The sequence below is a fragment of the Pedobacter sp. MC2016-15 genome (assembly GCF_026239695.1).
GTDB lineage: Bacteria > Bacteroidota > Bacteroidia > Sphingobacteriales > Sphingobacteriaceae > Pedobacter.
In genome coordinates this window covers 426,392-451,524 of record NZ_JAPIVS010000001.1, presented here as the reverse complement: position 1 = coordinate 451,524, position 25,133 = coordinate 426,392, and the positions used below count along the sequence as shown (strand labels likewise).

The window sequence follows — 25,133 nt, the reverse complement described above, 5'->3', positions numbered from 1 at the left end:
GCTTATATATCATTAATGGAAAGAAGATCTTTTGTGCAAAAGGCAGGGCTGTTAACTGCCGCTTTATTCTCGGGGAAAGTTTTATCATTCGCAGCGGAACCAGAATTTCCGGTGGTAAGGAGGGCTCAGGCATTACGCCGTTTCAATAGTAAGGCGGTGGAAAATCTGATCAATGATTTTACATCAAAAGTGAAAAATAAAGAACTTGCATGGTTATTCAATAACTGCTTTCCCAATACACTAGATACTTCTGTTACTTTTACCAATTTTGAAGACAGACCTGATACATTCCTGAGTTCCGGAGATATGGATGCGATGTGGCTTCGTGACAGCTCGGCACAGGTGTGGCCCTACCTTCCCCTGATGAGAAAAGATAAAGCACTGAAAGATCTTGTTGCAGGGGTAATTAACCGGCAGACTAAATACATACTGAAAGATCCTTATGCAAGCTCTTTCTTTAATGACCCTACCAAAACATCTGAATTTAAGGACGACCTGACCAATATGATCCCAGGCGTACATGAACGAAAGTGGGAGATTGATTCATTGTGTTATCCCATCAGGCTGGCATACCGGTACTGGCAGCAGACAAAGGATACCAGTCATTTCGATGCCAACTGGCAGGAAGCGATGAAAACAGTTCTGAAGACCTTCAAAGAGCAGCAGCGGAAGGATAACGATGGACCGTATCATTTTCAGCGGGCCACAGCATGGGCAACGGATAGTTTGGCTATGCAGGGCTTTGGTTATCCTGTAAAACCCGTAGGACTCATTTGTTCTGCATTCAGGCCCGGAGAGGATGCCACAGTATTTTCCTTTTTAATTCCTTCCAACTTTTTTGCTGTGGTCAGCCTGCGTCAGGTCGCAGAGATTTTCAGGGTAATCAAAGCAGATGAAAAAATAGCAGCTGAGATGGAAGCGCTGGCTATGGAGGTAAGACAAGCCTTGCAAAAATATGCGATTATTGAACATGAGACCTATGGCAAGGTGCTGGCATATGAGGTTAATGGTATGGGAAGTTATCACCTGATGGATGATGCCAGTATTCCCAGCCTGCTGGCGATGCCCTATCTTGGCGCCATGTCGATGAGTGATCCTGTTTACCTGAATACAAGGAAGATGGTGCTCTCGGCCGACAATCCTTTTTTTTATAAGGGAAAAGTTGCGGAGGGCGTAGGTGGTCCGCATATCGGTAAAAATATGGTATGGCCAATGAGCATTATTGCCCGTGCACTAACCAGTACAGATGAAGCAGAAATTAAACAGTGTCTGGCGATGTTGCAAAAGAGCCATGGCGACACAGGTTTCATGCATGAATCTTTTCATGTGGATAACCCACGGCAATATACCAGGGCAGCTTTTCCCTGGGTAAATGCAATGTTGGGAGAATTTCTGTGGAAGACCTATCAGGAACGACCTGATTTGCTTAATGCAGGTGCATAAAATGCAGCATAATTGTCATGTGAATATAATTAAGAACGGGGCTTAACATTAAATTAACATTAAGATAGGCATATTTGCGCATGTTCTTACAAATACTCGCCGGAGCCTTTTACCTGTTTACAATTATTGCCGCATTTAAAATGGAAACCCCATTGAAGGGGTTATTGTTTGTCCTGACTGTAATCGCAGTAAGTGGAATTCTATATCTTTTTATTCTTTTTCCCGGAATCTCGGGGATTTTGGTAACCTGCATGCTTGCAGCTTTTATTCTGAAACAAGGAAGCCGATAATAATGAACCGCCTGAAAGCACAATTCAGACGGTTCGGGCGATAAAAAATGCAGCATTACCTGCAAAGAAGCTGTGGATTATAACGCTGGATTTACCCTTGTAATTTGAAGGCGTTTCGCTGTATCAGTTGGTAACTGAGTTGCCAGACCTTTTGCCCACACTGTATAAACATCACCATCTTTTAACACAACATTTGGCAATGTCGCTACAGTCTCATTGGTAGCTGTGTTTTTTAGTGTCAGTGTAGTACTTGTTTTCGCTGGGACATACTTGAATGCAGAATATTCTCTATAGGCCCTGTTGTTAAAGGCAGTAGTGTCATCAGCCAGTGTCAGACTGTAGTTAGGGGCACCAGGAGATAAGTTAATAAAACGTACCTGAGCATTTCCTGACTTCAGGTTAGACCAGTCATCTCTCACTCTTAATACAGATACGGTGTCTCCGGAATTAGTCAGATAAAGTGAATGAAAACGGTCATTTTCAAGCGTGATCTTTTGAGTGCCAATGCTGGTAGAGTTACCTGCAACAGTTACTTTTGCTGTTTTGCTGCCCGGAGGAATCACCACGAAGTATCTTGTCACGTTTCCATACGCTAAAGGTAGGTTAGATGGCAATTTTTCATTATCCAAATAAAAATCTACCGATGTTTTAGTTGGAGAAGCATTCACTACAGAAAAGGCTGCTCTGTCCGGTATTGGCTGAGGATCATTGTGTGAGCAGGAACTTAAGATTGCAGCTCCTGATAACAGACCGAATAAAACGTAAGCTCTTCTGGATTTTTCAGATAGGAGGGTAAGATTAAATTTCATGTTTAAAAAGTTTAATTTGTAATATGTGTTCGGGGTGTAAAACGAACGGTTCTTGCATAACGCTACAGACTTTTTTGTAATTTTATAAAATGCAGGGTTTGTAGCGTTCTTGTTGCAGTATGCGTTTTACTGTCAAATGCTGCGTTCAACGCATAGAAATAATTAGAAATATTGTCAGTAAAGATAGGCTTAGCGTAGCGTGGATAAAAAAGATACAATGTTCCGGGAGATCATTGCGGCTCTGAGTGCCCGTGATGAGCGTATACAAGAACGTGTATATGTTCATTATTGGGGCTATCTCATGGGAGTATCCACCCGCTACTTCAAGGACAGGAATGTTGCCCGCGAAGTTGTGAATGACAGCTTTATTAAAGCCTTCAAAACAATGTACGATTTTAAGCATAATGGTGACCTCCTGGATTTTCAGAAGACATTTAAATCCTGGCTTTCTACCATTACCGTCCGTACAGCATTGGATAAAATACGTGCTAATAAAAGTGCGCTCACCTTTGTGGAGGAATATGATGATGTGCATGTCGGGCACGTGGATGTGGAGCAGAAACTCTTTGCAGAGGATATTTTGAAATTGATGAATGAATTGCCTGAACTTCACCGTGCTGTATTTAATCTTTACGAGATAGAGGGTTTCAGTCATGAAGAAATCGGATCAATGTTAACTATACCGGTGAGCTCCAGCCGTACTTATCTTACGCGGGCAAAACAAAAATTGAGAGAGCTTTATAAAAAAAGTATAAAAATTACAGATGGAACAGTCTAATAAAGAATTAATAAAGGAGATAGCTGATCTTTTCGAAGATTATGAGGAATCCTATGTTCCGGGCGAGTGGGAATCTTTCCAGAAACAGCAAAAAAAGAAATATCCCTTTTTACCTGCCTGGCTTAAAGTTGCTGCCGTGCTGCTCCTGATTGCTTCTGCGATTCCTTTTGGTATAAAAAAGTTTTTTCAGCATCAGGGAAATAGTGTTTCTACTGGTCAGGAGACTGTATCTGTTAAAAAGCCGTCAACTCCACTGAAAACTGCTGAACCTGCTCTGAATGTTCAGAAAAACACTTCTTACGCACAAAAGAAGGCATCACAAATCGCTGCTGCTTCTTCTGCAAATGTTCTTGCAAAAAGGCAGGCAGCACAAGGGGGGGGAGATATAAAGAATACGCAGTCTGAAACTCAAGCCGCTCCGGTATATGCAAATCAGGTGATTATACCTGTTAACCCACAAGTTTCTGCAAAGCCAGCTGAGATCATTGCTGCGTTGGAGAAAGAGCAGGTTCTGGCCCGGAATCAGGTGAATACAGCAGTTTCCGAGCCGGTCACTCCGGCTGCGAAAGACAGTACTGTACTTCCTGCTACAGCTAAATTAAGTACTGCAGAATTCTTACTTGCTGAGTCCAAAATGGCTGCAAAAAAAGAGAAAAAGAAAGCTGCGGTTTCCAAATGGGATTTTGGCCTGCAGGTAATGCCAACTGCCACGCGCACTAATGTGAACTTTGGGGGAGGGATTGTTACGGCTTATCACGTTTCTGATAAAATATCGCTGAGCTCAGGCGTCAGTCTGGTACAACTGGGCTCCGGTGAAAATGTGCCGGATGCCGGGCCTGCCATGCCTGCAAACGCTGCCTTCTCAAATGTGAGCAAAAATGCACAGGGAAGCCGTCAACTTTTAACCGTTGATGCCAGCATCAGAGCGATAGACATTCCGCTGGGTCTTGTTTATAAGGTAAATAAACACTACTATACAAGTGCAGGGGTGTCTTATTTCAATGTGATTAGTGAAAAAAGAAGTAATACTTATGCAGAAACCGTGCCCGTGAGCAGAATGAGCACTGATCCTTCTACCGGTGCAATGGAAAGTTATACTGCACTTGAAACCCAGCAGGTAGATGAGGTGGCCCCTGATCGTCCATTAAAGGGAAACGGTTATCTGGGATTTTTTAACTTCTCTATTGGTCGCCGGCAGAATATCTTTAAGCAATATAATATCCAGATTGAACCATTTATCAAGGTGCCAATTGGCAAGCTTTCTACTCAGGATCTCAACCTGATGAACAGTGGAGTTAAGTTCCAGCTTTCTTTCTGATTCATATCTTTTTCCCTTATAGGTAGCAATGGATAACCAGAAGTATACTGGTTATTTAGTGGTATAGAAATAATTCTTACAGTATTGCAATAAATTTCAATTTATTTTTGTAATATTAATGTTAATTAATTACTATTTTTATTTTCAAACAAACACCAATTAACAATTTGAAGATGAAAACACTCGGACAAAAATTTAAAATTCTCCGTCAGAAAAAAGGCCTCAATCAGATGGCGATGGCGGAATTGCTGGATATCTCCATCCCTGCCTATTCGAAGCTTGAAACCGGAATAACTGACCCTAATTTCAGCAGGATACATCAGATTGCCACTGTTCATCAGATCGATATCAGGCAATTGCTGAGCACAGGAGAAGATGAAAAGAGTGAGCAGGAGGGAGAGATCGAAAGGCTCAAACTTCGAATCGTTGAACTCGAATCCAACGTCATCCGTCTTCAGAGCAAACTCATAGATCTTTATGATAGAGAAGACCAAAGATCCAAAAAGGGATAGCTCAGAAACTTCACATTAATTTAATACGATTATCACAACAATGTCGAAATTGGTAATGGAGCTTTTTATTCAGAAAGTTTTATAATACTTTTGGACCATAATTGAATTTCGGTCTAAAGATTTATTATGATGGTGAATGGAAAAGGATGAGATTGTAATAGAGGAGATATTATCGGGAGCAAAAAAACTATTTGGCAAACATGGTTTAAAAAAAACAACCATGGAGGAGATAGCTACCGCTGCCGGTAAAGGAAAGAGTACGCTCTATTATTATTTTCCAAGCAAAAATGAGATTTTCGAGGCTGTTGTAGAAGATGAGATGAAGAATGTGGTAAAACGCATTCGGGAGGCTGTCAATGCTTCGTTGACAGCTAAAGATAAGCTCAAGGCATTTTTACAAGCGCAGATCACTTCCATCATTGGTTTTCATAGCTTTAGGGAAGTTCTTTTTGATGATTTACTGGCCAGCATGAGAATGTTGATCTGGATAAAATCAAGATATGAGCAAATCCAGATTGATATGATTAAGGAAATTCTGCTGGGTGGATGCCAGTCCGGAGAATTTAAGGAAATGTCTGCAGACCGGATGAATAAAATGTCTTTCGTTATGGTAACAGCTTTCAGAGGTCTTCACTTTCCCTTGTCAATTGAATTGTCTGAATTACAGACAAATGAATATTTCGACGAGATGATTGATATGCTGATAGCTGGTATTGGAAATGATAGTTTTAAAAAGAAAATAGAATAAATATTATGCTGACAAACATTGAATACATATCAAGTATATTCAATGTTGACAGACAAAAAAGAAAGCTGAAAACGTTAATTTCATTATTTGACAATAATATTATAGACTAAAATACGGTTATGGTCTAAGAATAATTTACTTTTGTCTATCTTAAAATTAACATATTTTTAATATATTAGATCATGTTTCATTGCGGTATTTTTAGTATCAATCTGTATATGAATAAAATAAAATTATGAATCTAGCTGAAGTAAACATTATACAATTCAGGCATGCGTAAAAAATTGGGCGATAGGATTGCAGCATTTCAGGATGCAAATGCAATTAAGGAAAAAGGATTATACCCGTATTTCAGATCTATAGAGTCAGCACAAGACACTGAGGTCATCATTGATGGAAAGAAAGTTTTAATGTTCGGGTCCAATTCTTATTTAGGATTAACAAATCACCCGAAGATCAAAGAAGCTTCCAAGGCCGCTATTCAGAGATATGGAACGGGATGTGCCGGATCAAGGTTCTTGAATGGTACGCTGGATATTCACCTGGAACTGGAGAGAAAGCTGGCTGCCTATGTAGGCAAAGAAGCAGCGGTTCTGTTTAGTACCGGTTTCCAGGTTAACCTGGGAGTGATTTCCTGTCTGCTGGACAGAAATGATTATCTGATTCTGGATGAATATGATCACGCATCCATCATTGACGGAAGCCGTCTTTCATTCTCGCGTTCGATTAAATATGCACACAATGATATGGACGATCTGCGCAAGAAACTGAGCAGGTTACCAGAAGATTCTGCCAAGCTGATCGTAGCTGATGGTATCTTCAGTATGGAGGGAGACATTGTTAAACTTCCTGAAATCGTAGCATTGGCAGAAGAGTTTGGTGCAAACATTATGATGGATGATGCACACAGTTTGGGTGTAATTGGCTTTAACGGTGCAGGTGTATCTTCTCACTTTAACCTTACAGACAAGGTAGACCTGATCATGGGTACCTTCAGTAAATCCTTAGCTTCATTGGGCGGATTTATTGCTGCCAGTGAAGAAACGATTGAATTCATCAAACACCGGGCAAGATCATTGATGTTCAGTGCAAGTATGCCGCCTGCTTCTGTAGCGAGCGTAATCGCAGCCCTGGATATTATTGAAGCCGAACCAGAACGTATTGATAAACTTTGGGATAACACGAACTATGCAAAAAAACTACTAACAGACGCAGGCTTTGATATAGGACATACAGACAGTCCGATCATTCCTGTTTATATCAGAGATAACGAAAAGACATTCCTTATTACCAATATTCTTCACAGAAACGGAATCTTCGTTAATCCTGTTGTTTCACCAGCTGTACCATCAGACTCATCGCTCCTCAGATTTTCACTGATGGCGACACATACTTTTGCTCAGATTGAGGAAGCTGTTGAAAAAATGTATGCTGCTTTTCAGGAAGTTCAGCTGATGCCTGCAAAGGTAAGTATATGACACACATAGCTGCCGGGAATGGCACGTTGGTGATTGAAAATTTTAGAAATGCTTTTTCATAAAATTACATCCACAAGCTTAGGCATAGGCTACATCGGTAAAGGGGCAGGGACTGCCGCTGCTGTTGTAACTTGCCTGGTGTGGTATGCTGCCCATCCCGACGGAAATAATTTTATACCCGCATTAATTGTCACAGTGCTGATATCGGCACTGGGCATCTGGTCCGGAAACGTTGTAGAATCCATCTGGGGTAAAGACCATAACCGGGTGGTGATCGATGAAGTAGCCGGGATGTGCATAGCATTGCTGTGGATCCCTGTTACTCCATTAAACGTTCTCATGGGACTTATACTTTTTCGATTTTTTGATATTTTAAAGCCGCTTTTTATCAGGCGCCTGGAAAACTTGCCTGGCGGATGGGGAGTGATGTTTGATGATATACTTGCAGGGGTTTATGCAAATATAGTTCTGCAGGTTATTTTAAGATTTATTCCTAACTGATATGGCGACTTTCGTAAAAGCTCAGGTCGCGTCTTTATCGGCCTCAATTATTGACTTTCTTACCACATTAGTCTGTACGCAGGTTTTTCATTTCTGGTATGTTGCTGGAAGTGTGATAGGTACAACGGCCGGTGGCGCAGTTAACTTTATGATGGGCCGCAATTGGGTGTTCGGAACAAAGGAGCGTAATATCAATGTCCAGATACTGAAATACATTTTGGTATGGACCGGAAATCTTTTACTGACCACCGCAGGGGTTTTCCTTGTTACTCATTACCTGCATGTAAATTACATCCTGTCAAAAATTATTGTCTCTTGTACAGTGGGAACAGGTTATAACTTCCTGATGCAAAAAAAATTCGTATTTATTTAACTGAGAACGCCATGAGCTTACATCGCTTCAACAAAATTATATTCACTCTTTCTTTAGTTCTTTCCTTCCTGGTATTTCAAGCATCAGCTCAAACTCCTGCACCAGTTGCCGTACCTTCCAAAACCATTGTTACAGGTGTAGTTACAGACGCCGCAGATAAAGATCCTATCCCATACGCTACTGTTCTTTTCAAAGGCACACAAATTATTACAAAAACGGATGCGGACGGTAAGTTTGTCATTTCTACCAGTGAATCACATGATCAGCTTCAAATTAGCTACGTGGGATACAAAACTGCTTTTATTCCTATTAAAGCCGGAGAAACACAGACCGTTAATGTAAAGCTGCAAAATGAATCTGAAAACCTGAAAGAAGTAACGATCACTTCCAATAAAAGGCCATCATACAGGAACAAAAACAACCCTGCAGTAGAACTGATCAGGAAGGTTATCGAAAACAAAGCGAAGAACCAGAATAAGAATTATGATCATGTAGAATATCAGCAGTACGAACAGATGTTGTTCTCGCTCAGCAATCTCTCAGATAAGTTCAAGACAAAACGTATTTTCAAAAATTATCAGTTCCTTTTCCAGGAGCAGGACTCAACAAAAATCGGAGGTAAAAATATCCTCCCTGTATTCCTGGAAGAAAAGGTTTCACAAAATTATCTGCAGAAATCGCCTGAGAAAAAGAAAACGATCTACACTGGTGATAAACACGTTAATTATGACGCGAAATTTATTGATACAAAAGGTTTAAGCAAATATTTCGAGAGGATGTATGCAGACCTCAATATTTATGAAAGTAATATCTCATTGATGAGCAATCAGTTTCTGAGCCCGATAGCGGATGCGTCTCCTACGTTTTATAAGTTTTTTATCACTGATACGGTTAAAACGAGTGTTCCTAACCTGATTGAGTTATCATTTATTCCAAGGAACAACACCGACCTTCTGTTTGAAGGTAAGATGTATATCACGATGGACGGCAATTACGCTGTACAGGATGCTTACCTGACGGTGAATAAAAATATCAATCTGAACTTTGTAAGGGCGCTGGAAGCCAAACTTGATTTTGAGAAAAATCCTGATGGACGCTACCACTTATCAAAAACAAATCTGATTGTAGATTTCGGGTTAAATAAGGCTAAAGGTGGCGGTTTTACGGGACAACGTACGGTGATTATCAAGGATTATGAGATCAACAAGCCACAGCCTGCAAGTGTATTTGAAGGACCGGCTTTAGCGACAGCTGCCGATGCAGAAAGCAAACCTGATCAGTTCTGGACAAGTCAGCGTACAGATACGACATTAAAGACAAACCTCAGTATCTATAAGAATATTGATACACTCCAAACGATTCCTTCCTTTAAAAGGACGGCAGACCTGCTGACGCTTTTCTTCGCGGGATACAAAAACTTTGGTCCTTTTGAAGTTGGTCCGGTAAATACTTTTTATAGTTTCAACAATGTGGAAGGCCTGCGCCTCCGTATTGGTGGTCGTACTACGCCTGAGCTCAGTAAACGTTATTATTTTGAAACTTATGGTGCCTATGGTTTGAAAGATGAAAAATGGAAGTATTTCCTGAGTGGTACCTACTCTTTGAATGATAAATCTATTTACGCTTTCCCGCAGAACTACATCAGGGGAAGCTTCCAGAGAGATGTAAAGATTCCTGGCCAGGACCTGCAGTTCGTACAGGAGGATAACTTCTTACTGTCATTCAAAAGAGGGCAGAACAATACCTTGTTATATAATGATTTCTATAAAATCGATTATATGCATGAGTTTGAAAATCACTTCTCTTATCAGGTGATTGCACGTAAATGGACACAACGCCCGGGAGGATCATTATACTTTAATAACTTCGAAAATAATACTGTCAATGCGGTTGATAACATTACTACCTCTGAGATCAATGTAAACCTGCGCTATGCTCCAAATGAGAAGTTTTACCAGGGGAAAATTTACAGGGTGCCAATCATCGATAAATTCCCTATTTTTACGATTAAGTATACAGCAGGACTGAAGGGCGTTTTAGGTGGACAGTACAATTATCAGAACATCATTGCCAGGGTAGATAAGCGTTTTTACCTGTCGCAATTGGGATATTCTGACGTGGCAGTAGAGGGTGGAAATACTTTTGGAAAGGTTCCTTTCCCTTTGCTCACCATTCACCGTGCTAACCAGACCTATTCATACCAGCTGGATTCGTATAACTTAATGAACTTCCTGGAATTTGTGAGTGATCACTATGCCAGTGTGAATATTGACCATAATTTCAACGGATTCTTCTTTAATAAGATACCTTTGATTAAGAAACTTAAACTGAGAGAAGCGATTTCTTTCAAGGCTCTAATGGGCGGACTCAGATCGGAGAATAATCCTAACAATGATCCGTCACTGCTTCAGTTTCCTAAAAATGATATAGGAGAGACCAGGACGTTTGAACTGGGAAGAACTCCTTATATCGAAGGTAGTGTAGGTATCGGTAATATCTTTAAGATATTACGTGTAGATATGGTGAAACGTTTTAATTACCTTGACAATCCTGAGGTTTCCGAATACGGTATCAGGGCAAGAGTTAAATTTGATTTTTAAAAGACAAGTATAAAAAATACAGTTATGCAAGCAATACCATTTCGTGATCGTCTACAGCAGGGGATCTATAAGGTCATTAACCCATTTGTGAAAGGGCTCATCCGCATGGGGCTTACACCGAATGCGGTAACTACCATTGGCCTGATCCTGAACATTGGCGTAGCGGTGATCTTTGTCTTTGGTGCCGAAGAAAGCAACAGGGGCGACCTGTCTTTTGTTGGATGGGGAGGCGCACTGGTACTTTTTGCAGGACTGTTTGATATGCTTGATGGCCAGGTGGCACGTTTAGGAAACATGAGTTCCAAGTTTGGTGCCTTATATGATTCTGTACTGGACCGTTACAGCGAACTGATTATGTTCCTTGGCATCTGCTATTACCTAGTATCGCATCACTATTTTTTAAGCTCGCTCTTCGCATTTATAGCGCTGATCGGTTCCATGATGGTAAGTTACACCAGGGCCAGGGCAGAAGGTTTGGGCATCCAGAGTAAAGGCGGACTGATGCAACGTCCGGAGAGGGTCGTAACTATTGGTATCTGCGCGCTTGCCTGTGGAATCACCGGTCATTACATTGGTGGTGGGTACAAAATATATGTACCGGGAATATCTTTCCATATTTTTGAAACGATGTCTATCTTCACGATTCCCATCACGATCATGGCCATCATGACCAATGTTACTGCGATTAACAGGTTGAGGGATGCGAAGAAAGTGATGGATGCCGCTGAGCAGCTGGAACGTGAAACCCTGGAAAAAAAAACTGAAAATAAGAGCCTGAAAGAGCAAGCTGTTCCGGTAGTTGTTGCCGGACTGATCTTCCTGGGTGCTGTCTTTAATTTCGGAAATCTCCATACAGCCTGGTCACAGACACAGGATCAGAGTAACCCATCGCCCTTAAAATTTCCGGTACCTAAAGGGATCTCACATCAGCTGTTTTACCTGCAGCGCGATCCCAATACGAATACCATTATCTATGAGCTGAATACCAGTTCTGATGGTCAGGTGGTGGAAGATAATCCTGTAAAGGTTTACTGGCTGCGCTACCAGGAGAATGGTGAGAAGAAAGATCTGGGTTATGTACAGCGCAAGTTTGCGTATGGGATAGATTCCAAATCTATCGGTAAGGATCAGTATGAACTTCGTTTTGTCTCTCATAAAAAGCTGCCATTGTATCTTGTCAAATCTGATGATGATAAAAAATATCATGTATATGTGACAGTAAATAACAAGAAGATTCAAATAGAACGTATATTTTTGCGCATAGAAGGAGGCTCCTTCTGGTTGCCGAACGTAAAGTATGTAGAGATCAAAGGATTGAACGCTGCGAATAATACTGCTATTACTGAACGGATAAAAATCTAAATACCATGAAGAAGAATTTTATTTCGAACTCCTCTGATTCTATCAGAATTTTCAAGAATGACCTTTTTGAAAGTCTTTCGAAAGTCCATTACTACGTGCCCCTGATTGTTTACATTCCGGTAATTGCTTTCCTTGGATGGAAGTCATTTTCGGATATGCATATGAGCGTGTTTTCATTCGCCGGATGGCTGCTCACAGGTCTTTTTGTATGGACCATCTCAGAATATGTGTTACACCGCTGGGTATTTCACTTTTATCCTAAATCTGAATTTGGACAGCGCATACATTTTATCTTTCATGGCGTCCACCACGATTATCCCAATGATGCCAAAAGACTGGTATTGCCGCCTTCAGCAAGTATTCCGATGGCACTGGCTTTATATTTCCTGTTTCTATACCTGTTGCCTGCGGGAACGATCTACGCTTTTTATACCGGATTTCTAATCGGTTACCTGATCTACGATATGACGCACTATGCGCTGCACCATGCTAACTTCAAAAGTCCTTTCTGGAAAAAACTGAAGCAGCACCACATGTTGCATCACTACTCAGACTCCAGCAAAGGTTACGGCGTAAGTTCTGCGCTGTGGGACAAAATCCTGGGTTCAGATTTTAATAAAAAATAAATGTCAGAACAGTTCGGGTCTAACAAACCATTCTATGCCATAAAAGACATCATGCTCATCACCCTGATGTCTGCCGTTTACCTCTGTCTTTCTTATTTTCTGGTAGGTTTTAACAGCAACCAGATCGTATTGGTGCTGCTCTTCAATACCTTGTATTATGCTTCGGTAGTGACCAGAAAGTTTATCCTTGGTTTCTCCATCTTCATCGTATACTGGATTCTGTTCGATTATATGAAGGCCTTCCCGAACTACCTTTTCAATGATGTGCACATTGCAGACCTGTATCACCTGGAGAAACATACTTTTGGTATCTTCTCTGACGGAAAACTGCTCACACCCAATGAATACCTGCGTATCCATCACTCAGCTGTGGTGGACATTATCGGGGGAATATTTTATCTGATGTGGATACCGGTTCCTCTTGCCTTTGCTGCTTACCTCTTTTTTCGCAAGAAGGAACTTTTCCTTCGCTTTTCTCTGACCTTTGTGCTGGTAAACATGACTGGCTTCGTCATTTATTATACTTATCCGGCAGCACCACCCTGGTATGTGCAGTACCATGGCTTCGTCTTCCTTGCACATACACATTCAAACCCGGCCGGACTGGTAAGATTTGACCACTTGTTGCATACGACAGTATTTGAATCGATTTACAGACAAGGATCCAATGTTTTTGCGGCAATGCCTTCTTTGCATTCCTCATATCCTGTGATCGTCTTATACTACGGTATAAAGAATAAAATGGGAGCGATGAATGTGGTTTTTGGTGTTGTCATGGTAGGAATCTGGTTTACAGCAGTCTATGCGAGCCACCACTATGTTCTGGATGTCCTGGCAGGAATTACCTGTGCAATAGCTGGTATTGCTCTCTTCAATTTGCTGATGAAACGGACCGCACTTGGGGCTTTCGTAGAAAAAATGCGTATGGTTATCGCTTAGAATTGTCTAAATTAGTGCTCTAACCACAGCAAAGAAATTGGCAGCACTACCCTCCATCAGACTATCAGAACTTACCGCACAGATTCATGACACCATCAATGGAGTTTTTGGAGCAAGAACGTTCTGGGTAATCGCCGATGTGACCAATCATACGTACAAGCCACAGAGTAATTTCCACTATTTTGAACTCGTAGAAAAAGACAAAGCCTCTGCAAAGATCCTGGCGAAGATGGGTGGCAGGGCCTGGGGAAATGCGGCAGTGAATATTTCCAACTTTGAGAAGGCAACGGGGCAGCAGTTTAAAAATGATATCAATGTTCTGGTGCAGGTGGCCGTACAGTATAATCCTGCGTTTGGTCTGCAGCTTAACTTGCTTGATATTGATACAAATTTCACGCTCGGGCAATTTGAACAGCAGCGTAAAGAAACGCTGGACCGTCTGCTAAGGGATAATGCTTCTTTTATCCGCCTGGAGAATGGTATTTTCCGTACGCGTAACAGTGATTTGCAGCTTAACCGTGTTTTGCAGCGTATAGCCGTGATATCATCTGATACTTCTGCGGGATATCATGATTTCAGGCATACGCTTGATCATAATACTTTTGGTTATCAGTTTGAGATAGATGATTATTTTGCCCTCGTACAGGGAGAAGGCAATGCAAAACAGGTGCTTGCACAATTAATTGCGGTTTTTGATTCTGGCAAGCCCTATGATGCACTGGTTATCATCAGGGGTGGGGGATCACAGATGGATTTTCTGATATTTGATAACTATGAACTTAACCGTGCTATCGCGAAATTCCCCATACCAATCATAACAGGAATCGGCCATCAGAAAAATGAAACGATAGCGGATCTGATGGCGCATACCTCTACGAAAACGCCTACAAAAGTGGCGGAGATGCTCATTGCACATAACAGGAGTTTTGAAGATGCCCTTATTTCGCTGCAGCAGCAGATGGTCATCCGGACCTTCCAGATGATGAACCATCATAAGGAACAGCTCAACAGGCTAAACCAGGTGACGATCAATTCTTCGAGGAACCTTCTTCATGAAAAACATCGGGACATCCTGAATCTTTCCGGAATGATCGTCACTAATCCCAGGATTATCATTTCCAATAAAAGAAAGGATCTGGATAATCTGGTGGCAAATTTGCGCTCGTTCAACAGGATGTATTTCATCAACCAGGCGAGGTATATTGGTCATTTTGAATCTGTTGTCAGGCTGATGAGTCCGCAGAATATATTAAACAAGGGCTTCGCCATAGTGAAAGTCGGTGGCGTGATTGTTGGTGATGGCACACATATAGAGCCGGAAACTGAAATGACAGTCACTCTCGCCACCGCAGAAATTAACACAAAGGTATTATCTAAAACATCACGTAATGGAAAAGAATTTGAACTATGAAGAAGCTTACCGGGAGCTTGCTGAAATTGCTGCCGAAATAGAGACTGAGGCAGTGTCTGTTGATGTTCTCGCAGAAAGGGTCAAGCGTGCCTCTGTGCTGATCGCCTTCTGTCAGGCGAAATTAAGATCTACCGAGACGGAGGTCAACAAAATTATAAAGCAGATGGAAAACCAACCCTTATAACTACCTTCGTTTAAAAATAAAGATATGTTAGTATACAGCGCAGAAGAAGAAGAAGCATTTTTTGATCAGATCGATCAGGTGTACGTACTGGCAGAGTCAGACCAAACTGAAGAGGCAGAGGAATTACTGCTGGAGATTGAAAGCGCAATTCCTGATCCCAAAGAGAATTGCAGCGTCGGAGCGATTATGCTCGACAGTATCTATGCTTTTTATGAGCAGACAGGTCAGCTGGAAAAAGCATTACCTTTTTTCCTGAAAGAGACCGGATTTCTGCAGGACAAAAGCAAAACAGAGGAGGTGAAAAATATAGTTCACTTCATCACAACAGGTAGCATTTATTATGCGTTGCAGGATTTAGATCATGCGAGGGTATATTTCAAAACTGCCTATAAATTGGGTAGTAAGAAGGTTTTTGCAGATTCACATCCTGATTTTCTTTTTATTGCACTGGCTGCCGATGAGGATTTTGAGGATTTTAAAAGAAACTTTGTGCCTGCAGAGGATGGAGATGACGAGCAGGACGAACTCACAGACGAACAGCAGAGCCTGATGGATGAGTACTGTGAGAAGGGTAATGCAGAAATGGATGACGAGAACTATGCTGTAGCTGCAGACTGGTTTACAAAGGCCTATGCTGTTTTGCCTGATCCAAAAGAAGATTGGGAAGCCTCAGGATATATCACTGCCTCTCTTGGCGATGCTTTATTTAATGAGGGTAAATTTGCTGAAGCAAAAGAACAGCTGCTCATAGCCCACGAGTTTTACAGTGGCGAAGAAAGTAATCCTTTTGTATTGCTGCGTCTTGGAGAAGCATATTATGAACTGGGCGATGAAAAAGCAGCGCTGGAATATTTATTGAAAGCCTATGAGATGGAAGGCGCGCAGCTTTTTGAAGATGACAAGAAATACCTGAAATTTCTGAAGAAACATCACAATATATAATGAAATGATAGCAGCGGCTAAGCAATCATTAGCTGCTGCTCAATTACAGACACGAGTAAAGAAACGTCAAAAGGTTTCGGCACCACTTCATCTGCACATATTTCCTTTACTACTTCAGCCTTAGGATGGGTAGAGAGTACGATGACAGGGATATTACTGGTATCTTCTGCTGCTTTTATAGCCTTGCATAATGCTGTACCTTCTGCTGTAGGGTGTATAATATCCAGCAAAATGGCATCCGGTCCGAAATCTTTGATATGATTAAAAACTTCTTTATCTGAACTGATCAGGTCAAGCTCATATCCCTCCTCACTAAGAATAATATCAATCAATTCAAGGATATCCTTGTTCTTCTCTAACACCAATATCTTTTTCTTCATAGGATCATTTTCATTCAGGATCAATCCGGAGGGTTTTATCCTGTGGGACAAATATATACAGAAAAAAATGATTACAATAAGAAAAATGTCACGATAAATGTTTGCTGATCAGATCCGTCAGGTCATCCAGGTTGAAAGGTTTACTGATAAATTCCTCTGCACCAGAACGTTTGATCGACTGATCTTCAGTGGCATGTGCAGACATGATGATCACGGGAACCTCTTGTGTTGCGGGTGATTTTTTTAGTTCGTGGCAGAGATCAAGTCCGTTTCCGTCGGGAAGCATGACATCCAGTAGAAGCAGGTCTGGTTTAAAGTCTTCTGCCTGCTGTCTGCGGAAGTCGGAAATGGAATCTGCGAGGGTAACTTCGTAACCCATCTCTGTAAGGATGTAACAAACTATGTATCTGATATCTTCGTCGTCTTCAACAATGTGTATCCGTTTTGTCATATAGAATTTTTAGCGTTAACTATTCAATATTGAATACGATAAAAAAAGGTTTTAGTATCACGGGAGAAAATAAAAAACATTTAAAATGAGTAAGTATGCATTTATTTCGTAAAAGTTATATATTTGGCACCATATTAAAGCTTAAAACATGGAAAAATTTACAAAATTAAAAGAACTGCTTGCTTCTGTTGAAGCTGACGTAGAGAAGTTTTACAATGCTGGAAACAGTGCTGCAGGTACAAGAGTACGTAAAGCAATGCAGGATTTAAAAGTTCTTGCTCAAGACATTCGTGCTGAAGTAACAGAGAAAAAAAATTCGGCTAAGTAAAATTAGCTCAACCTAACCTGAAGAGGGTATATCAGAACATTTGTACAGCAATCTTTCCGGTTGATCATACACTGCTTTGTTATATCCTCTTTTCATTTAATAGATTATGTCTTATATCGCGCATCCCGACCGCTATACAAATATGCAATACCGCCGCTGTGGTAAAAGCGGACTCAAACTATCTGCGATCTCACTGGGCCTGTGGCACAATTTCGGCCATGTGGATCAGTTTCAGAACTCTACCAATATTATCAAACTTGCTTTTGACAGTGGTATCACTCATTTCGACCTGGCAAACAACTATGGTCCGCCTCCGGGATCTGCCGAAGAAAATTTTGGGGCGATACTGAAACAGAATTTTGCTTCCTACCGGGATGAAATGATTATCTCTTCAAAAGCGGGATATACCATGTGGGACGGACCGTATGGCGATTGGGGATCAAAGAAATACCTGGTCTCAAGTATGGACCAGAGCCTCAAACGTATGGGGCTGGATTACGTTGATATTTTTTATCACCACCGTCCGGATCCTGAAACTCCACTGGAAGAAACGATGGCTACACTGGACCTCTTTGTGCGCCAGGGAAAAGCGCTGTATGTGGGGATATCAAATTATAAAGCTCCTGAAGCAGCAGCAGCAATCAAGCTGCTACGTGAAATGGGCACTCCTTGTCTGATCCATCAGCCTAAATATTCCATGTTTGAAAGGTGGATCGAAGAGGGCTTACTGGATGTTCTTGGTCAGGAAGGTGTAGGTTGTATTCCATTTTCGCCACTGGCGCAGGGGCTGCTTACCAATAAATACCTGCATGGTATCCCTGAAGATTCGCGGGCAGCAAAATCGACGGGCGCACTGCAGCAGGCCTCAATTACGCCGGAGGTATTAAAGCAGTTGAATGCCTTGAACACGCTGGCTTCAGAGAGGGGACAAACGCTTGCACAGATGGCACTGGCCTGGATTCTTCGTGATGCCAGGATCACATCTGTACTGGTAGGGGCGAGCAGGCCTGAGCAGCTGATGGATTCACTCAAATGCCTGGAGAACCTTGATTTTACTGATGCTGAGTTGAAACATATTGATGATACGCTTGCAGGATAATTGATATTGGCATTGACAGCCAATATTTTTTGATACAATTTATACATATGACGATAGAAGAAAAGATCAAAGCATCTGAAACGAGGATCTTTAAAGCAGTTTTTCCGAATACCACTAACCATTACGATACGCTGTTTGGCGGAACGGCGATGATGATGATGGATGAGGTGGCTTTTATCTGTGCCACGAGGTTCAGCAGACAGAAAATGGTTACGGTGAGCAGTGACAGGATAGATTTTACGCATCCGATTCCTGCGGGCAGTATAGTTGAATTAGTCGCTACAGTTAGCCATGTAGGAAATACGAGTATGAAGGTCAGGGTGGATATCTTTGTAGAGCAGATGTATTCGGAGCTGCGGGAGAAAGCAGTGAGCGGAGAGTTTTCTTTTGTTGCAGTGGACGAGCAGAAGAGGCCCACACCTATACGGAAATAATTTTTTGATAAAAAAAAGATGTGCTGATTCGCACCCCGTTCTTCATTTGATTCGATTGGTATCGATTCAAATAAATAACGCACGGTTTGAATCAGCACATTCTTTTTTTTATGGACTATAGTCCGAGCTTCCTGCTGATCGCTGCAGGGATACCACCTTTGTGCAGGAGGATCGCAGTAGTTTTGTATTTCACATAGTTTTTGGTAACATACAGATAGCCTTTGTAGTCGTTTGTTACACCCCATGAGTTTTTCACGATATAGTATTCGCGGCCATTCTGATCTTTGGCGAGGCCGATGATATGCATGCCGTGATCATCGGTAGTCTGATAGTTATCAAATGCCGCCTGACGGATCTCCTGTGTGATTTCCATCTCTGGCTTTGGAGCGCTGAAAAGCGAGGCAGTTTCTTCGGCTGTCATTTCATCAATAGGTTTTGCCGGTACATACGCTACGCCGTTTTTGTAGGAGAAAGACTTCTCACTAACATCGGTAGCCCATGCTACGGAATATCCTTTTTTCAGAGCATTGTCGATAGTTTCTGTCAGCTCATTTAGAGGAACATTGGATACCTGATCGAAAGACCAGTTATCAGGAACCAGCAAAGTGAATTTTGAATAGAACGGGTGATCGTTAAATGATGAAAGTTCAATATACTCATCCGGCTTGATGCCCACAACCTCCCTCGCGAAAGTCTGCGGTGTATAACTTTTACCATTGTAATCAAACTTCTCAGGCACCTCACCGAGGTAGGAATCGAGTACAGCTGTATAAGCTTTTTGCCAGTTTGGCGTTAAGGTTCCGTTTGCGTTTTTTACCACCGCTTCAAGCATGCCCGAAGTGATGGCACCCATCTCGGCAAATTTGTTCTTTTTCGTTCCATAATTCAGACCAGTATAATTGATCTGCGGTACAGCACCGTATTTTTTGTACATGTTAATGACATCATGCAGCGCACCGCCATCGCCTAGCGTTACTGCTCCATGCATACGCACATAGTTGATTCCTTTTTCTACATAGGCATTACGTGCGGAGAAGATCTGAGAGAGTACAACGGGTTTTTTACCCATCCTGATCATCTCAGACTCAAGGAAGGAGTTGGTAGAGTAGCTCCAGCAGGTGCCGGATGAACCCTGGTTTTGTACAGGCGTGTTTTCCAGGTTGATGATGCTGGTAAACTTAAAGCCGGAAGTGCTGTTGGCCGACTGGTTATTTTTTAGAGAGTTGACCAGATTGTCCTGGGCGAAACCAAATGAAGAGGTAAAGAGTAGTCCGGAAGCCAGGACCAAGGGCTTAATGAATGAAGTAGTCATATTGTTTTTTAATTCTGCAACCTAATTGCGTTTGTGTATCTTTGCCGGGCAATGTACATTATTTACTGTGTGTAAGAGAAAATCGAAAGGATTTTGCCCCTTGCGCAACATGAAAATTACGCATAAAAACTAGATGATAATAGATGAAAGCTAAAGAAGTAACCCTGCTGACCGGTTTTTTAGGTGCCGGCAAGACCACAGTGCTCAATGCGGTTATTGCAAAAAAGAAAGATACACGCTTTGCAATTATTGAAAATGAAATAGGCGAGGAAAGTATAGATGCGGGCCTGATCCTCCAGGGCGAAGATGACATCATGGAGCTCAATAACGGCTGCCTTTGCTGTACCTTAAATGATAATATCTATGAGCTGCTGAATAGCTTGTGGGACAGAAGGGATTCCTGGGATCACCTGATTATTGAAGCTACAGGTATAGCTGATCCGGCAAATATTGCGCATCCATTTCTTACCAGTGATAATGTAAAACGTGGTTTCGACCTGAAAAGAGTGATCTGCATTGTGGATGCGGAACTGATAGAAGACCAGCTGAAAGAACATCAGGAAGCGATTAAACAGATTGCCTTCAGCGATCTGATCCTCCTCAATAAAGTGGAGAAGGTGAGTGCTGAATATGTGAAGGAACTGCAGGCGATCCTAAAGGCCATCAATCCTTTTGCTGAAATCCTGATCGCCGAAGGGCAGAACTTCCCGGTAACCAAACTTTTTGCAAGGGAGCGTTTCGCAAATTTTTACAGCAACCCTAAGCCGGTTGCTATCCCAAAGGGAATCTTCAGCCTGAGCAATGCAACACCAGAAAAACAGCCGCTTGTGGCTTTCGGACCTTCCCATAACAGACACGAACACAGTGATATTGAGACCGTCCTGCTCAAATATAAGGAGAGTATGAACATCCAGGACCTCGAGCACCGGATGATGGTTTTTCTGATTGCGCAGTCCGCCAATGTGTATCGTGTAAAGGGCATTATATACAGTCACCAGTTCGAAAGCAGGATTATCCTGCAGACAGTAGGCAAATCGCTCGCTATCTCGCTTGGCGAAACCTGGCTGCCTGATGAGATACGTGAGACAAAAATTGTGGTGATAGGAAAAGATCTCAAATTATACGGTTTCGATAAAATGTTCAGAACCTGCCTTTATTCCCCTTCAGATATTGAATAATTGAGTTAAATTGCCACATGTTTCGTGGTTTTAAAACTGTATTTCCCATACTTTGTATGGCCTCTTTCTCTTTAGTGCTCTCCTGCTCATCGCGGAAAGCTGTCACAGATCCCCTTGTAGAACCTGGGGTAGGCCGGTCGCTCGCTATTTACCGTAAAGCAGTACTCAGCGATGTCCGGTACATGCTTGATCTGGATCTGCCTGTGCAGAAAGCAAAGCCCATTGCTGCGCATGAAACCCTGACTTTCAGCTTGAACAGTCTCAGGCTGCCCGTTCAGCTTGATTTCAAGGAAGATCCGGCAAAGATCAGCGGGATGTCCATTAACGGCAAGACTGTAGAAGTGGACTATCAAAAGGAGCATCTGCTGCTCAGGCCCGACTTGCTCAAAATGGGAGTTAACGTGGTGCAAATTGATTTTACAGCCGGGAACGGGGCACTCAACAGAAATCCGGATTACCTGTACACACTTTTTGTTCCGGACCGGGCGAGAACAGTTTTTCCGTGTTTCGACCAGCCAGATCTCAAGGCTGTGTATACGCTGACCTTACATATCCCACAGAGCTGGAAAGCCATTGCCAATGCAGAGCTGAGAGATTCCGTAATTGGCCAGAATGATAAAACCTATCATTTCAAGCCTTCAAACTTATTAAGTACCTATCATTTTGCTTTTGCAGCGGGTGATTTCAAGCTGCATAGTGCTACATTGAATCAGAAGAATACGCAATTTTTATACCGGGAGACGGATCAGGCCAAGATCACACCCAGCTTACCTGCAGTATATGCTATCCACAATTCTGCACTAAAATATTTCGAAAACTGGACGGGCATTCCTTATCCTTACCAGAAGTTTGGGTTCTTGGCTATCCCTGACTTCCAGTTTGGCGGAATGGAGCATCCCGGCGCCATCCAGTACAAAGCTTCTTCGCTATTCCTGGATGAGGGAGCTACAAAGGATCAGCTCAATTCCAGGAATACCCTGATTGCACATGAAACTGCACACATGTGGTTTGGTGACCTGGTCACGATGGACTGGTTTTCTGATGTCTGGATGAAGGAGGTTTTTGCGAATTTCATGGCAGATAAAAGTGATGAAGAGGCGGGAGGTCAGGATGCATATGCACTCAAATTCCTGATCGATCATTTCCCTGCAGCATATGCGGTCGACCGTACCAGTGGGGCAAATCCTATTCGTCAGCCCCTGGATAATCTTCAGGATGCGGGATCCCTCTATGGCAACATCATCTATCATAAAGCACCTGTGATGATGCAGCAGCTGGAGAACCTGATGGGAAAAGAACGTTTTCAGCAGGGCGTGAGAGAATACCTGCGCAAGTTTTCCAATGGTAATGCCTCCTGGCCGGATCTCATCAGGATCCTCGACCGTTATACTCCTTCTAACCTCCAGGACTGGAACAAAGTATGGGTAAACGAAAGTGGCCGGCCTGTCATCACTTACAGCCTCACTACGGAAGATTCAAAAATTAAACGTTTACAGCTCAGTCAGCGTTCAGAATATGGTCCCAGCCGTATCTGGCCGCAATCTTTTGAAGTCAGCCTTTTTTATCCCGGCAGCGTTAAAGTGATCCGTGTAAACCTGAACAAAGATCAGCTCGTACTCAAAGAAGCGGAGGGACTGCCGGAACCGCAGCTCATCCTTTTCAATTCTGCGGGTGATGGCTACGGAGAATGGCCTGTAGACCAGCGTCTGCCCGAACAGTTGTACAGCCTGCAGAAACCCCTGCACCGCGCTACAGCCTATATTTCCCTGTACGAGCAAATGCTGAGCGGCAAAGCCATCAGTCCTGCACGTCTGATTACCGTCTTTGGGAAGTCGCTCGAGAACGAACAGGAGGAGCTCAATATCAGGCTGCTCAGCAATTATCTCAGTACCCTTTACTGGCAGCTGAGTAGCCCTGCACAAAGAAAAGCCTTGTCCGGCACTCTCGAAAATCAGATTTGGACAGCCCTGTTAAAACAGAAAAGCAGCAACAATAAAAAGCACCTCTTCAAGGCTTATCAGGATATCTTCATGAGTGCCGAGGCCCGGAAGAGGATCTACCAGATCTGGGACAGTCAGCTGCCGCCTGCCGGCATCGTATTCTCTGAAGACGATTATACCAGCATGGCATTTGCACTGGCCCTGCGTGATGATGCTGATCCTGCACTGTTGGCGGTACAGAACGCCAGGATCACTAATCCTGACCGCAAGCGTCGTTTTGAATTCATCGTACCCGCAGTTTCAGGTGATAAATTAAAGCGCGATAATTTCTTTAACAGTCTGAAGTCATTGCCCAACAGGGCGAAGGAATCCAATGTGCTGGCAGCACTGTACTACCTGCACCATCCCTTACGCCAGGCATCCAGCATGCGGTATTTAAAGCAGAGCCTTGAGCTGTTGCAGGAAATCCAGTCTACCGGAGATATCTTTTTCCCGCAGTCATGGCTGCAGGCCACCTTCGGATCTTATCAGAGTAAGCCCGCGGCCGATATCGTGAGGGGATTTTTAGAAGCCCATCCCGGATACAATCCCCGGTTACGTGCTAAAATTCTGCAGAATACCGATAACCTGTTCAGGGCAGAGAAATTGCTGCATTGAGGTTGAAATGTCATATATGAACTTACAGCGAATAATTTCATCTTTGATATTGAAATTATTCGTACATTAGTATGGTAAACACAAAAGCTATGACAGTTCCACAGGTATTTCCTTTAGACAAAAGAACAGAAACCCTTCGTGTTAAGTTTGCTGCAATAGACGTGAGTGACGATATGAAGGTTTTCCAGTATGCAAGGCAGGGCCTTAAGCCGGGTCTGTTCTATGATTTTGCAGAAGCGATCAACGTTTCCAATAAGTCGCTCGCAGATATGATCAATATCTCTTCACGTACGATCAGCAACTACAAAGAGCAAAAAAAATTACTGGAACCAGTTTACGGAGAGCATCTGCTCAAACTCATCGGCCTTTATAAAAAAGGAGTAGAGCTGTTTGGTACCGTAGATGAGTTCAGCTACTGGCTCAACAAGCCCTTCTGGAACTCTAAAGAGCGTCCTATGGATTGGTTAACCACCCCCGGTGGAGTAGACCTTGTCACGGATGAGTTGATCAAAATGGCTTATGGCGATGCCGTCTGATCTTCGCTGATGGTCGTTTTTAGAATAGGGCATAAAAATTATGCAGGCACACTCCATGGTTCGGGCGTCAATGGAAGATGGGCGGCAGCAGGACGGCCGGTGATCTACTGTGCTGAAAATATTCCGCTGGCTTTTCTGGAGAATATGGTGCGCCGGCAGGGCGTAGGTTTCAATTATGATTTTAAGATCGTCTGTATCGAAATTCCGGACGACCTCCTGATCAGCAGTGTGGAAGAGCGTAACCTCGATCCCGATTGGCGCGATCCCTATGATTACAGTCATTGCCAGCCTCTGGGCAATCAGTGGTTTGATCAGTTACGGATGCCTGTACTGAAGGTGCCTTCGGCTGTGATGCCTGAATCGTACAATTACGTCATCAACACCCTTCATCCTGATTTTAAAAAGATAACCATCATTGCCGTCACAGATCTGGTTCCCGATATAAGAATTGAGGATATCCTGAAAAAATATCCGAGAGCATAACAAAGGCCATCTTCGGCGGCA

At 42.7% G+C, this 25,133-nt stretch carries 26 protein-coding genes; 22 read left to right on the top strand and 4 right to left on the bottom strand.

All coding sequences use genetic code 11. The annotated features are described in order from the left end of the window. The first annotated feature begins 15 nt into the window (after positions 1–15). On the top strand, positions 16–1,443 hold the full coding sequence (locus tag OQY15_RS02075; protein WP_265787114.1) for a glycoside hydrolase family 125 protein: 1,428 nt from the start codon (positions 16–18) through the stop codon (positions 1,441–1,443). Positions 1,444–1,810: 367 nt separating this feature from the next. Here OQY15_RS02075 and OQY15_RS02070 read toward each other — a convergent pair whose 3' ends face one another. Beyond that, entirely contained in the window at positions 1,811–2,542 is a 732-nt protein-coding gene (locus OQY15_RS02070; RefSeq protein ID WP_265787112.1) for a DUF4397 domain-containing protein, read from the bottom strand. 199 nt (positions 2,543–2,741) lie between these two features. Between OQY15_RS02070 and OQY15_RS02065 the strand changes: the two genes are divergently transcribed. The 14 genes from OQY15_RS02065 to OQY15_RS02000 all read left to right on the top strand — a co-directional run bounded on the left by OQY15_RS02065 (position 2,742) and on the right by OQY15_RS02000 (position 16,314). Next, the gene (locus OQY15_RS02065; protein WP_265787110.1) at positions 2,742–3,320 is read left to right on the top strand and encodes an RNA polymerase sigma factor; all 579 of its coding nucleotides are present in this window, start codon (positions 2,742–2,744) and stop codon (positions 3,318–3,320) included. Further along, positions 3,307–4,638 carry a hypothetical protein gene (locus tag OQY15_RS02060; RefSeq protein ID WP_265787108.1) on the top strand — a complete coding sequence of 444 codons (1,332 nt, stop codon included), beginning with the start codon at positions 3,307–3,309 and terminating at the stop codon, positions 4,636–4,638. The genes OQY15_RS02065 and OQY15_RS02060 overlap by 14 nt, the downstream gene beginning before the upstream one ends. Before the next feature lie 173 nt (positions 4,639–4,811). Continuing rightward, positions 4,812–5,150, top strand: a complete 339-nt coding sequence (locus OQY15_RS02055; protein WP_265787106.1) for a helix-turn-helix transcriptional regulator — start codon at positions 4,812–4,814, stop codon at positions 5,148–5,150. A 136-nt stretch (positions 5,151–5,286) separates the two neighbouring features. Next, complete coding sequence (locus OQY15_RS02050) at positions 5,287–5,898, top strand: TetR/AcrR family transcriptional regulator (protein ID WP_265787104.1); 612 nt, start codon at positions 5,287–5,289, stop codon at positions 5,896–5,898. 272 nt (positions 5,899–6,170) lie between these two features. After that, positions 6,171–7,376, top strand: a complete 1,206-nt coding sequence (locus OQY15_RS02045) for an aminotransferase class I/II-fold pyridoxal phosphate-dependent enzyme (protein ID WP_265787102.1) — start codon at positions 6,171–6,173, stop codon at positions 7,374–7,376. 48 nt (positions 7,377–7,424) lie between these two features. Then, positions 7,425–7,877 carry a phosphatidylglycerophosphatase A gene (locus OQY15_RS02040; protein ID WP_265787100.1) on the top strand — a complete coding sequence of 151 codons (453 nt, stop codon included), beginning with the start codon at positions 7,425–7,427 and terminating at the stop codon, positions 7,875–7,877. A 1-nt stretch (position 7,878) separates the two neighbouring features. Beyond that, entirely contained in the window at positions 7,879–8,250 is a 372-nt protein-coding gene (locus tag OQY15_RS02035) for a GtrA family protein (protein ID WP_265787098.1), read from the top strand. Between the two features lie 11 nt (positions 8,251–8,261). Beyond that, complete coding sequence (locus OQY15_RS02030; protein WP_265787096.1) at positions 8,262–10,850, top strand: DUF5686 and carboxypeptidase-like regulatory domain-containing protein; 2,589 nt, start codon at positions 8,262–8,264, stop codon at positions 10,848–10,850. 24 nt (positions 10,851–10,874) lie between these two features. After that, on the top strand, positions 10,875–12,212 hold the full coding sequence (locus OQY15_RS02025) for a DUF4833 domain-containing protein (protein WP_265787094.1): 1,338 nt from the start codon (positions 10,875–10,877) through the stop codon (positions 12,210–12,212). Between the two features lie 5 nt (positions 12,213–12,217). After that, on the top strand, positions 12,218–12,838 hold the full coding sequence (locus tag OQY15_RS02020; protein WP_265787092.1) for a sterol desaturase family protein: 621 nt from the start codon (positions 12,218–12,220) through the stop codon (positions 12,836–12,838). Next, the gene (locus OQY15_RS02015) at positions 12,839–13,777 is read left to right on the top strand and encodes a phosphatase PAP2 family protein (RefSeq protein ID WP_265787090.1); all 939 of its coding nucleotides are present in this window, start codon (positions 12,839–12,841) and stop codon (positions 13,775–13,777) included. Between the two features lie 37 nt (positions 13,778–13,814). Next, the gene (xseA, locus tag OQY15_RS02010) at positions 13,815–15,188 is read left to right on the top strand and encodes an exodeoxyribonuclease VII large subunit (RefSeq protein WP_265787088.1); all 1,374 of its coding nucleotides are present in this window, start codon (positions 13,815–13,817) and stop codon (positions 15,186–15,188) included. Further along, positions 15,166–15,372, top strand: a complete 207-nt coding sequence (gene xseB / locus OQY15_RS02005) for an exodeoxyribonuclease VII small subunit (RefSeq protein WP_265787085.1) — start codon at positions 15,166–15,168, stop codon at positions 15,370–15,372. Before xseA ends, xseB begins: the two co-directional genes overlap by 23 nt. A 24-nt stretch (positions 15,373–15,396) precedes the next feature. Further along, positions 15,397–16,314, top strand: a complete 918-nt coding sequence (locus OQY15_RS02000; RefSeq protein ID WP_265787083.1) for a hypothetical protein — start codon at positions 15,397–15,399, stop codon at positions 16,312–16,314. A 17-nt stretch (positions 16,315–16,331) separates the two neighbouring features. Here the strand turns inward: OQY15_RS02000 and OQY15_RS01995 are convergent, their stop codons facing one another. Next, a complete protein-coding gene (locus OQY15_RS01995; protein WP_265787080.1) occupies positions 16,332–16,694 on the bottom strand; it encodes a response regulator in 363 nt (120 codons plus the stop codon). Positions 16,695–16,782: 88 nt separating this feature from the next. Beyond that, entirely contained in the window at positions 16,783–17,145 is a 363-nt protein-coding gene (locus OQY15_RS01990) for a response regulator (protein ID WP_265787078.1), read from the bottom strand. A 148-nt stretch (positions 17,146–17,293) separates the two neighbouring features. Here OQY15_RS01990 and OQY15_RS01985 point away from each other — a divergent pair, with 148 nt between their 5' ends. The 3 genes from OQY15_RS01985 (at position 17,294) to OQY15_RS01975 (ending at position 19,006) form a co-directional block, all read left to right on the top strand. Then, positions 17,294–17,473 (top strand): histone H1, encoded by a 180-nt coding sequence (locus OQY15_RS01985; RefSeq protein WP_265787076.1) that lies wholly within the window; start codon positions 17,294–17,296, stop codon positions 17,471–17,473. 106 nt (positions 17,474–17,579) lie between these two features. After that, positions 17,580–18,572 carry an L-glyceraldehyde 3-phosphate reductase gene (gene mgrA / locus OQY15_RS01980; RefSeq protein WP_265787074.1) on the top strand — a complete coding sequence of 331 codons (993 nt, stop codon included), beginning with the start codon at positions 17,580–17,582 and terminating at the stop codon, positions 18,570–18,572. Positions 18,573–18,619: 47 nt separating this feature from the next. Beyond that, complete coding sequence (locus tag OQY15_RS01975) at positions 18,620–19,006, top strand: acyl-CoA thioesterase (protein WP_265787072.1); 387 nt, start codon at positions 18,620–18,622, stop codon at positions 19,004–19,006. A gap of 115 nt (positions 19,007–19,121) precedes the next feature. Here the strand turns inward: OQY15_RS01975 and OQY15_RS01970 are convergent, their stop codons facing one another. Then, the gene (locus OQY15_RS01970) at positions 19,122–20,318 is read right to left on the bottom strand and encodes a C1 family peptidase (RefSeq protein WP_265787070.1); all 1,197 of its coding nucleotides are present in this window, start codon (positions 20,316–20,318) and stop codon (positions 19,122–19,124) included. Between the two features lie 143 nt (positions 20,319–20,461). Between OQY15_RS01970 and OQY15_RS01965 the strand changes: the two genes are divergently transcribed. The 4 genes from OQY15_RS01965 to OQY15_RS01950 all read left to right on the top strand — a co-directional run bounded on the left by OQY15_RS01965 (position 20,462) and on the right by OQY15_RS01950 (position 25,112). Then, a complete protein-coding gene (locus OQY15_RS01965) occupies positions 20,462–21,496 on the top strand; it encodes a GTP-binding protein (RefSeq protein WP_265787068.1) in 1,035 nt (344 codons plus the stop codon). A 56-nt stretch (positions 21,497–21,552) separates the two neighbouring features. Then, positions 21,553–24,093, top strand: coding sequence for a M1 family aminopeptidase (locus OQY15_RS01960; protein WP_265787066.1), 2,541 nt, complete (start codon positions 21,553–21,555; stop codon positions 24,091–24,093). A gap of 89 nt (positions 24,094–24,182) precedes the next feature. Beyond that, entirely contained in the window at positions 24,183–24,629 is a 447-nt protein-coding gene (locus tag OQY15_RS01955) for an antitoxin Xre-like helix-turn-helix domain-containing protein (protein ID WP_265787064.1), read from the top strand. Positions 24,630–24,638: 9 nt separating this feature from the next. Then, positions 24,639–25,112 (top strand): RES family NAD+ phosphorylase, encoded by a 474-nt coding sequence (locus OQY15_RS01950; RefSeq protein WP_265787062.1) that lies wholly within the window; start codon positions 24,639–24,641, stop codon positions 25,110–25,112. Positions 25,113–25,133 lie beyond the last annotated feature (21 nt).

Bases quoted from the DNA above. Each gene is read 5' to 3' on its own strand.
- mgrA (WP_265787074.1), top strand. From the start codon at position 17,580: ATGTCTTATATCGCGCATCCCGACCGCTATACAAATATGCAATACCGC.
- OQY15_RS01955 (WP_265787064.1), top strand. From the start codon at position 24,183: ATGACAGTTCCACAGGTATTTCCTTTAGACAAAAGAACAGAAACCCTT.
- OQY15_RS02030 (WP_265787096.1), top strand. From the start codon at position 8,262: ATGAGCTTACATCGCTTCAACAAAATTATATTCACTCTTTCTTTAGTT.
- OQY15_RS01985 (WP_265787076.1), top strand. From the start codon at position 17,294: ATGGAAAAATTTACAAAATTAAAAGAACTGCTTGCTTCTGTTGAAGCT.
- OQY15_RS01995 (WP_265787080.1), bottom strand. From the start codon at position 16,694: ATGAAGAAAAAGATATTGGTGTTAGAGAAGAACAAGGATATCCTTGAA.
- OQY15_RS01990 (WP_265787078.1), bottom strand. From the start codon at position 17,145: ATGACAAAACGGATACACATTGTTGAAGACGACGAAGATATCAGATAC.
- OQY15_RS02035 (WP_265787098.1), top strand. From the start codon at position 7,879: ATGGCGACTTTCGTAAAAGCTCAGGTCGCGTCTTTATCGGCCTCAATT.
- OQY15_RS02060 (WP_265787108.1), top strand. From the start codon at position 3,307: ATGGAACAGTCTAATAAAGAATTAATAAAGGAGATAGCTGATCTTTTC.
- OQY15_RS02020 (WP_265787092.1), top strand. From the start codon at position 12,218: ATGAAGAAGAATTTTATTTCGAACTCCTCTGATTCTATCAGAATTTTC.
- OQY15_RS02000 (WP_265787083.1), top strand. From the start codon at position 15,397: ATGTTAGTATACAGCGCAGAAGAAGAAGAAGCATTTTTTGATCAGATC.
- OQY15_RS01975 (WP_265787072.1), top strand. From the start codon at position 18,620: ATGACGATAGAAGAAAAGATCAAAGCATCTGAAACGAGGATCTTTAAA.
- xseB (WP_265787085.1), top strand. From the start codon at position 15,166: ATGGAAAAGAATTTGAACTATGAAGAAGCTTACCGGGAGCTTGCTGAA.
- OQY15_RS01950 (WP_265787062.1), top strand. From the start codon at position 24,639: ATGGTCGTTTTTAGAATAGGGCATAAAAATTATGCAGGCACACTCCAT.
- OQY15_RS02040 (WP_265787100.1), top strand. From the start codon at position 7,425: ATGCTTTTTCATAAAATTACATCCACAAGCTTAGGCATAGGCTACATC.
- OQY15_RS02015 (WP_265787090.1), top strand. From the start codon at position 12,839: ATGTCAGAACAGTTCGGGTCTAACAAACCATTCTATGCCATAAAAGAC.
- OQY15_RS02050 (WP_265787104.1), top strand. From the start codon at position 5,287: ATGGAAAAGGATGAGATTGTAATAGAGGAGATATTATCGGGAGCAAAA.
- OQY15_RS02070 (WP_265787112.1), bottom strand. From the start codon at position 2,542: ATGAAATTTAATCTTACCCTCCTATCTGAAAAATCCAGAAGAGCTTAC.
- OQY15_RS01970 (WP_265787070.1), bottom strand. From the start codon at position 20,318: ATGACTACTTCATTCATTAAGCCCTTGGTCCTGGCTTCCGGACTACTC.
- OQY15_RS02075 (WP_265787114.1), top strand. From the start codon at position 16: ATGGAAAGAAGATCTTTTGTGCAAAAGGCAGGGCTGTTAACTGCCGCT.
- OQY15_RS01960 (WP_265787066.1), top strand. From the start codon at position 21,553: ATGGCCTCTTTCTCTTTAGTGCTCTCCTGCTCATCGCGGAAAGCTGTC.
- OQY15_RS02045 (WP_265787102.1), top strand. From the start codon at position 6,171: ATGCGTAAAAAATTGGGCGATAGGATTGCAGCATTTCAGGATGCAAAT.
- OQY15_RS01965 (WP_265787068.1), top strand. From the start codon at position 20,462: ATGAAAGCTAAAGAAGTAACCCTGCTGACCGGTTTTTTAGGTGCCGGC.
- OQY15_RS02055 (WP_265787106.1), top strand. From the start codon at position 4,812: ATGAAAACACTCGGACAAAAATTTAAAATTCTCCGTCAGAAAAAAGGC.
- OQY15_RS02025 (WP_265787094.1), top strand. From the start codon at position 10,875: ATGCAAGCAATACCATTTCGTGATCGTCTACAGCAGGGGATCTATAAG.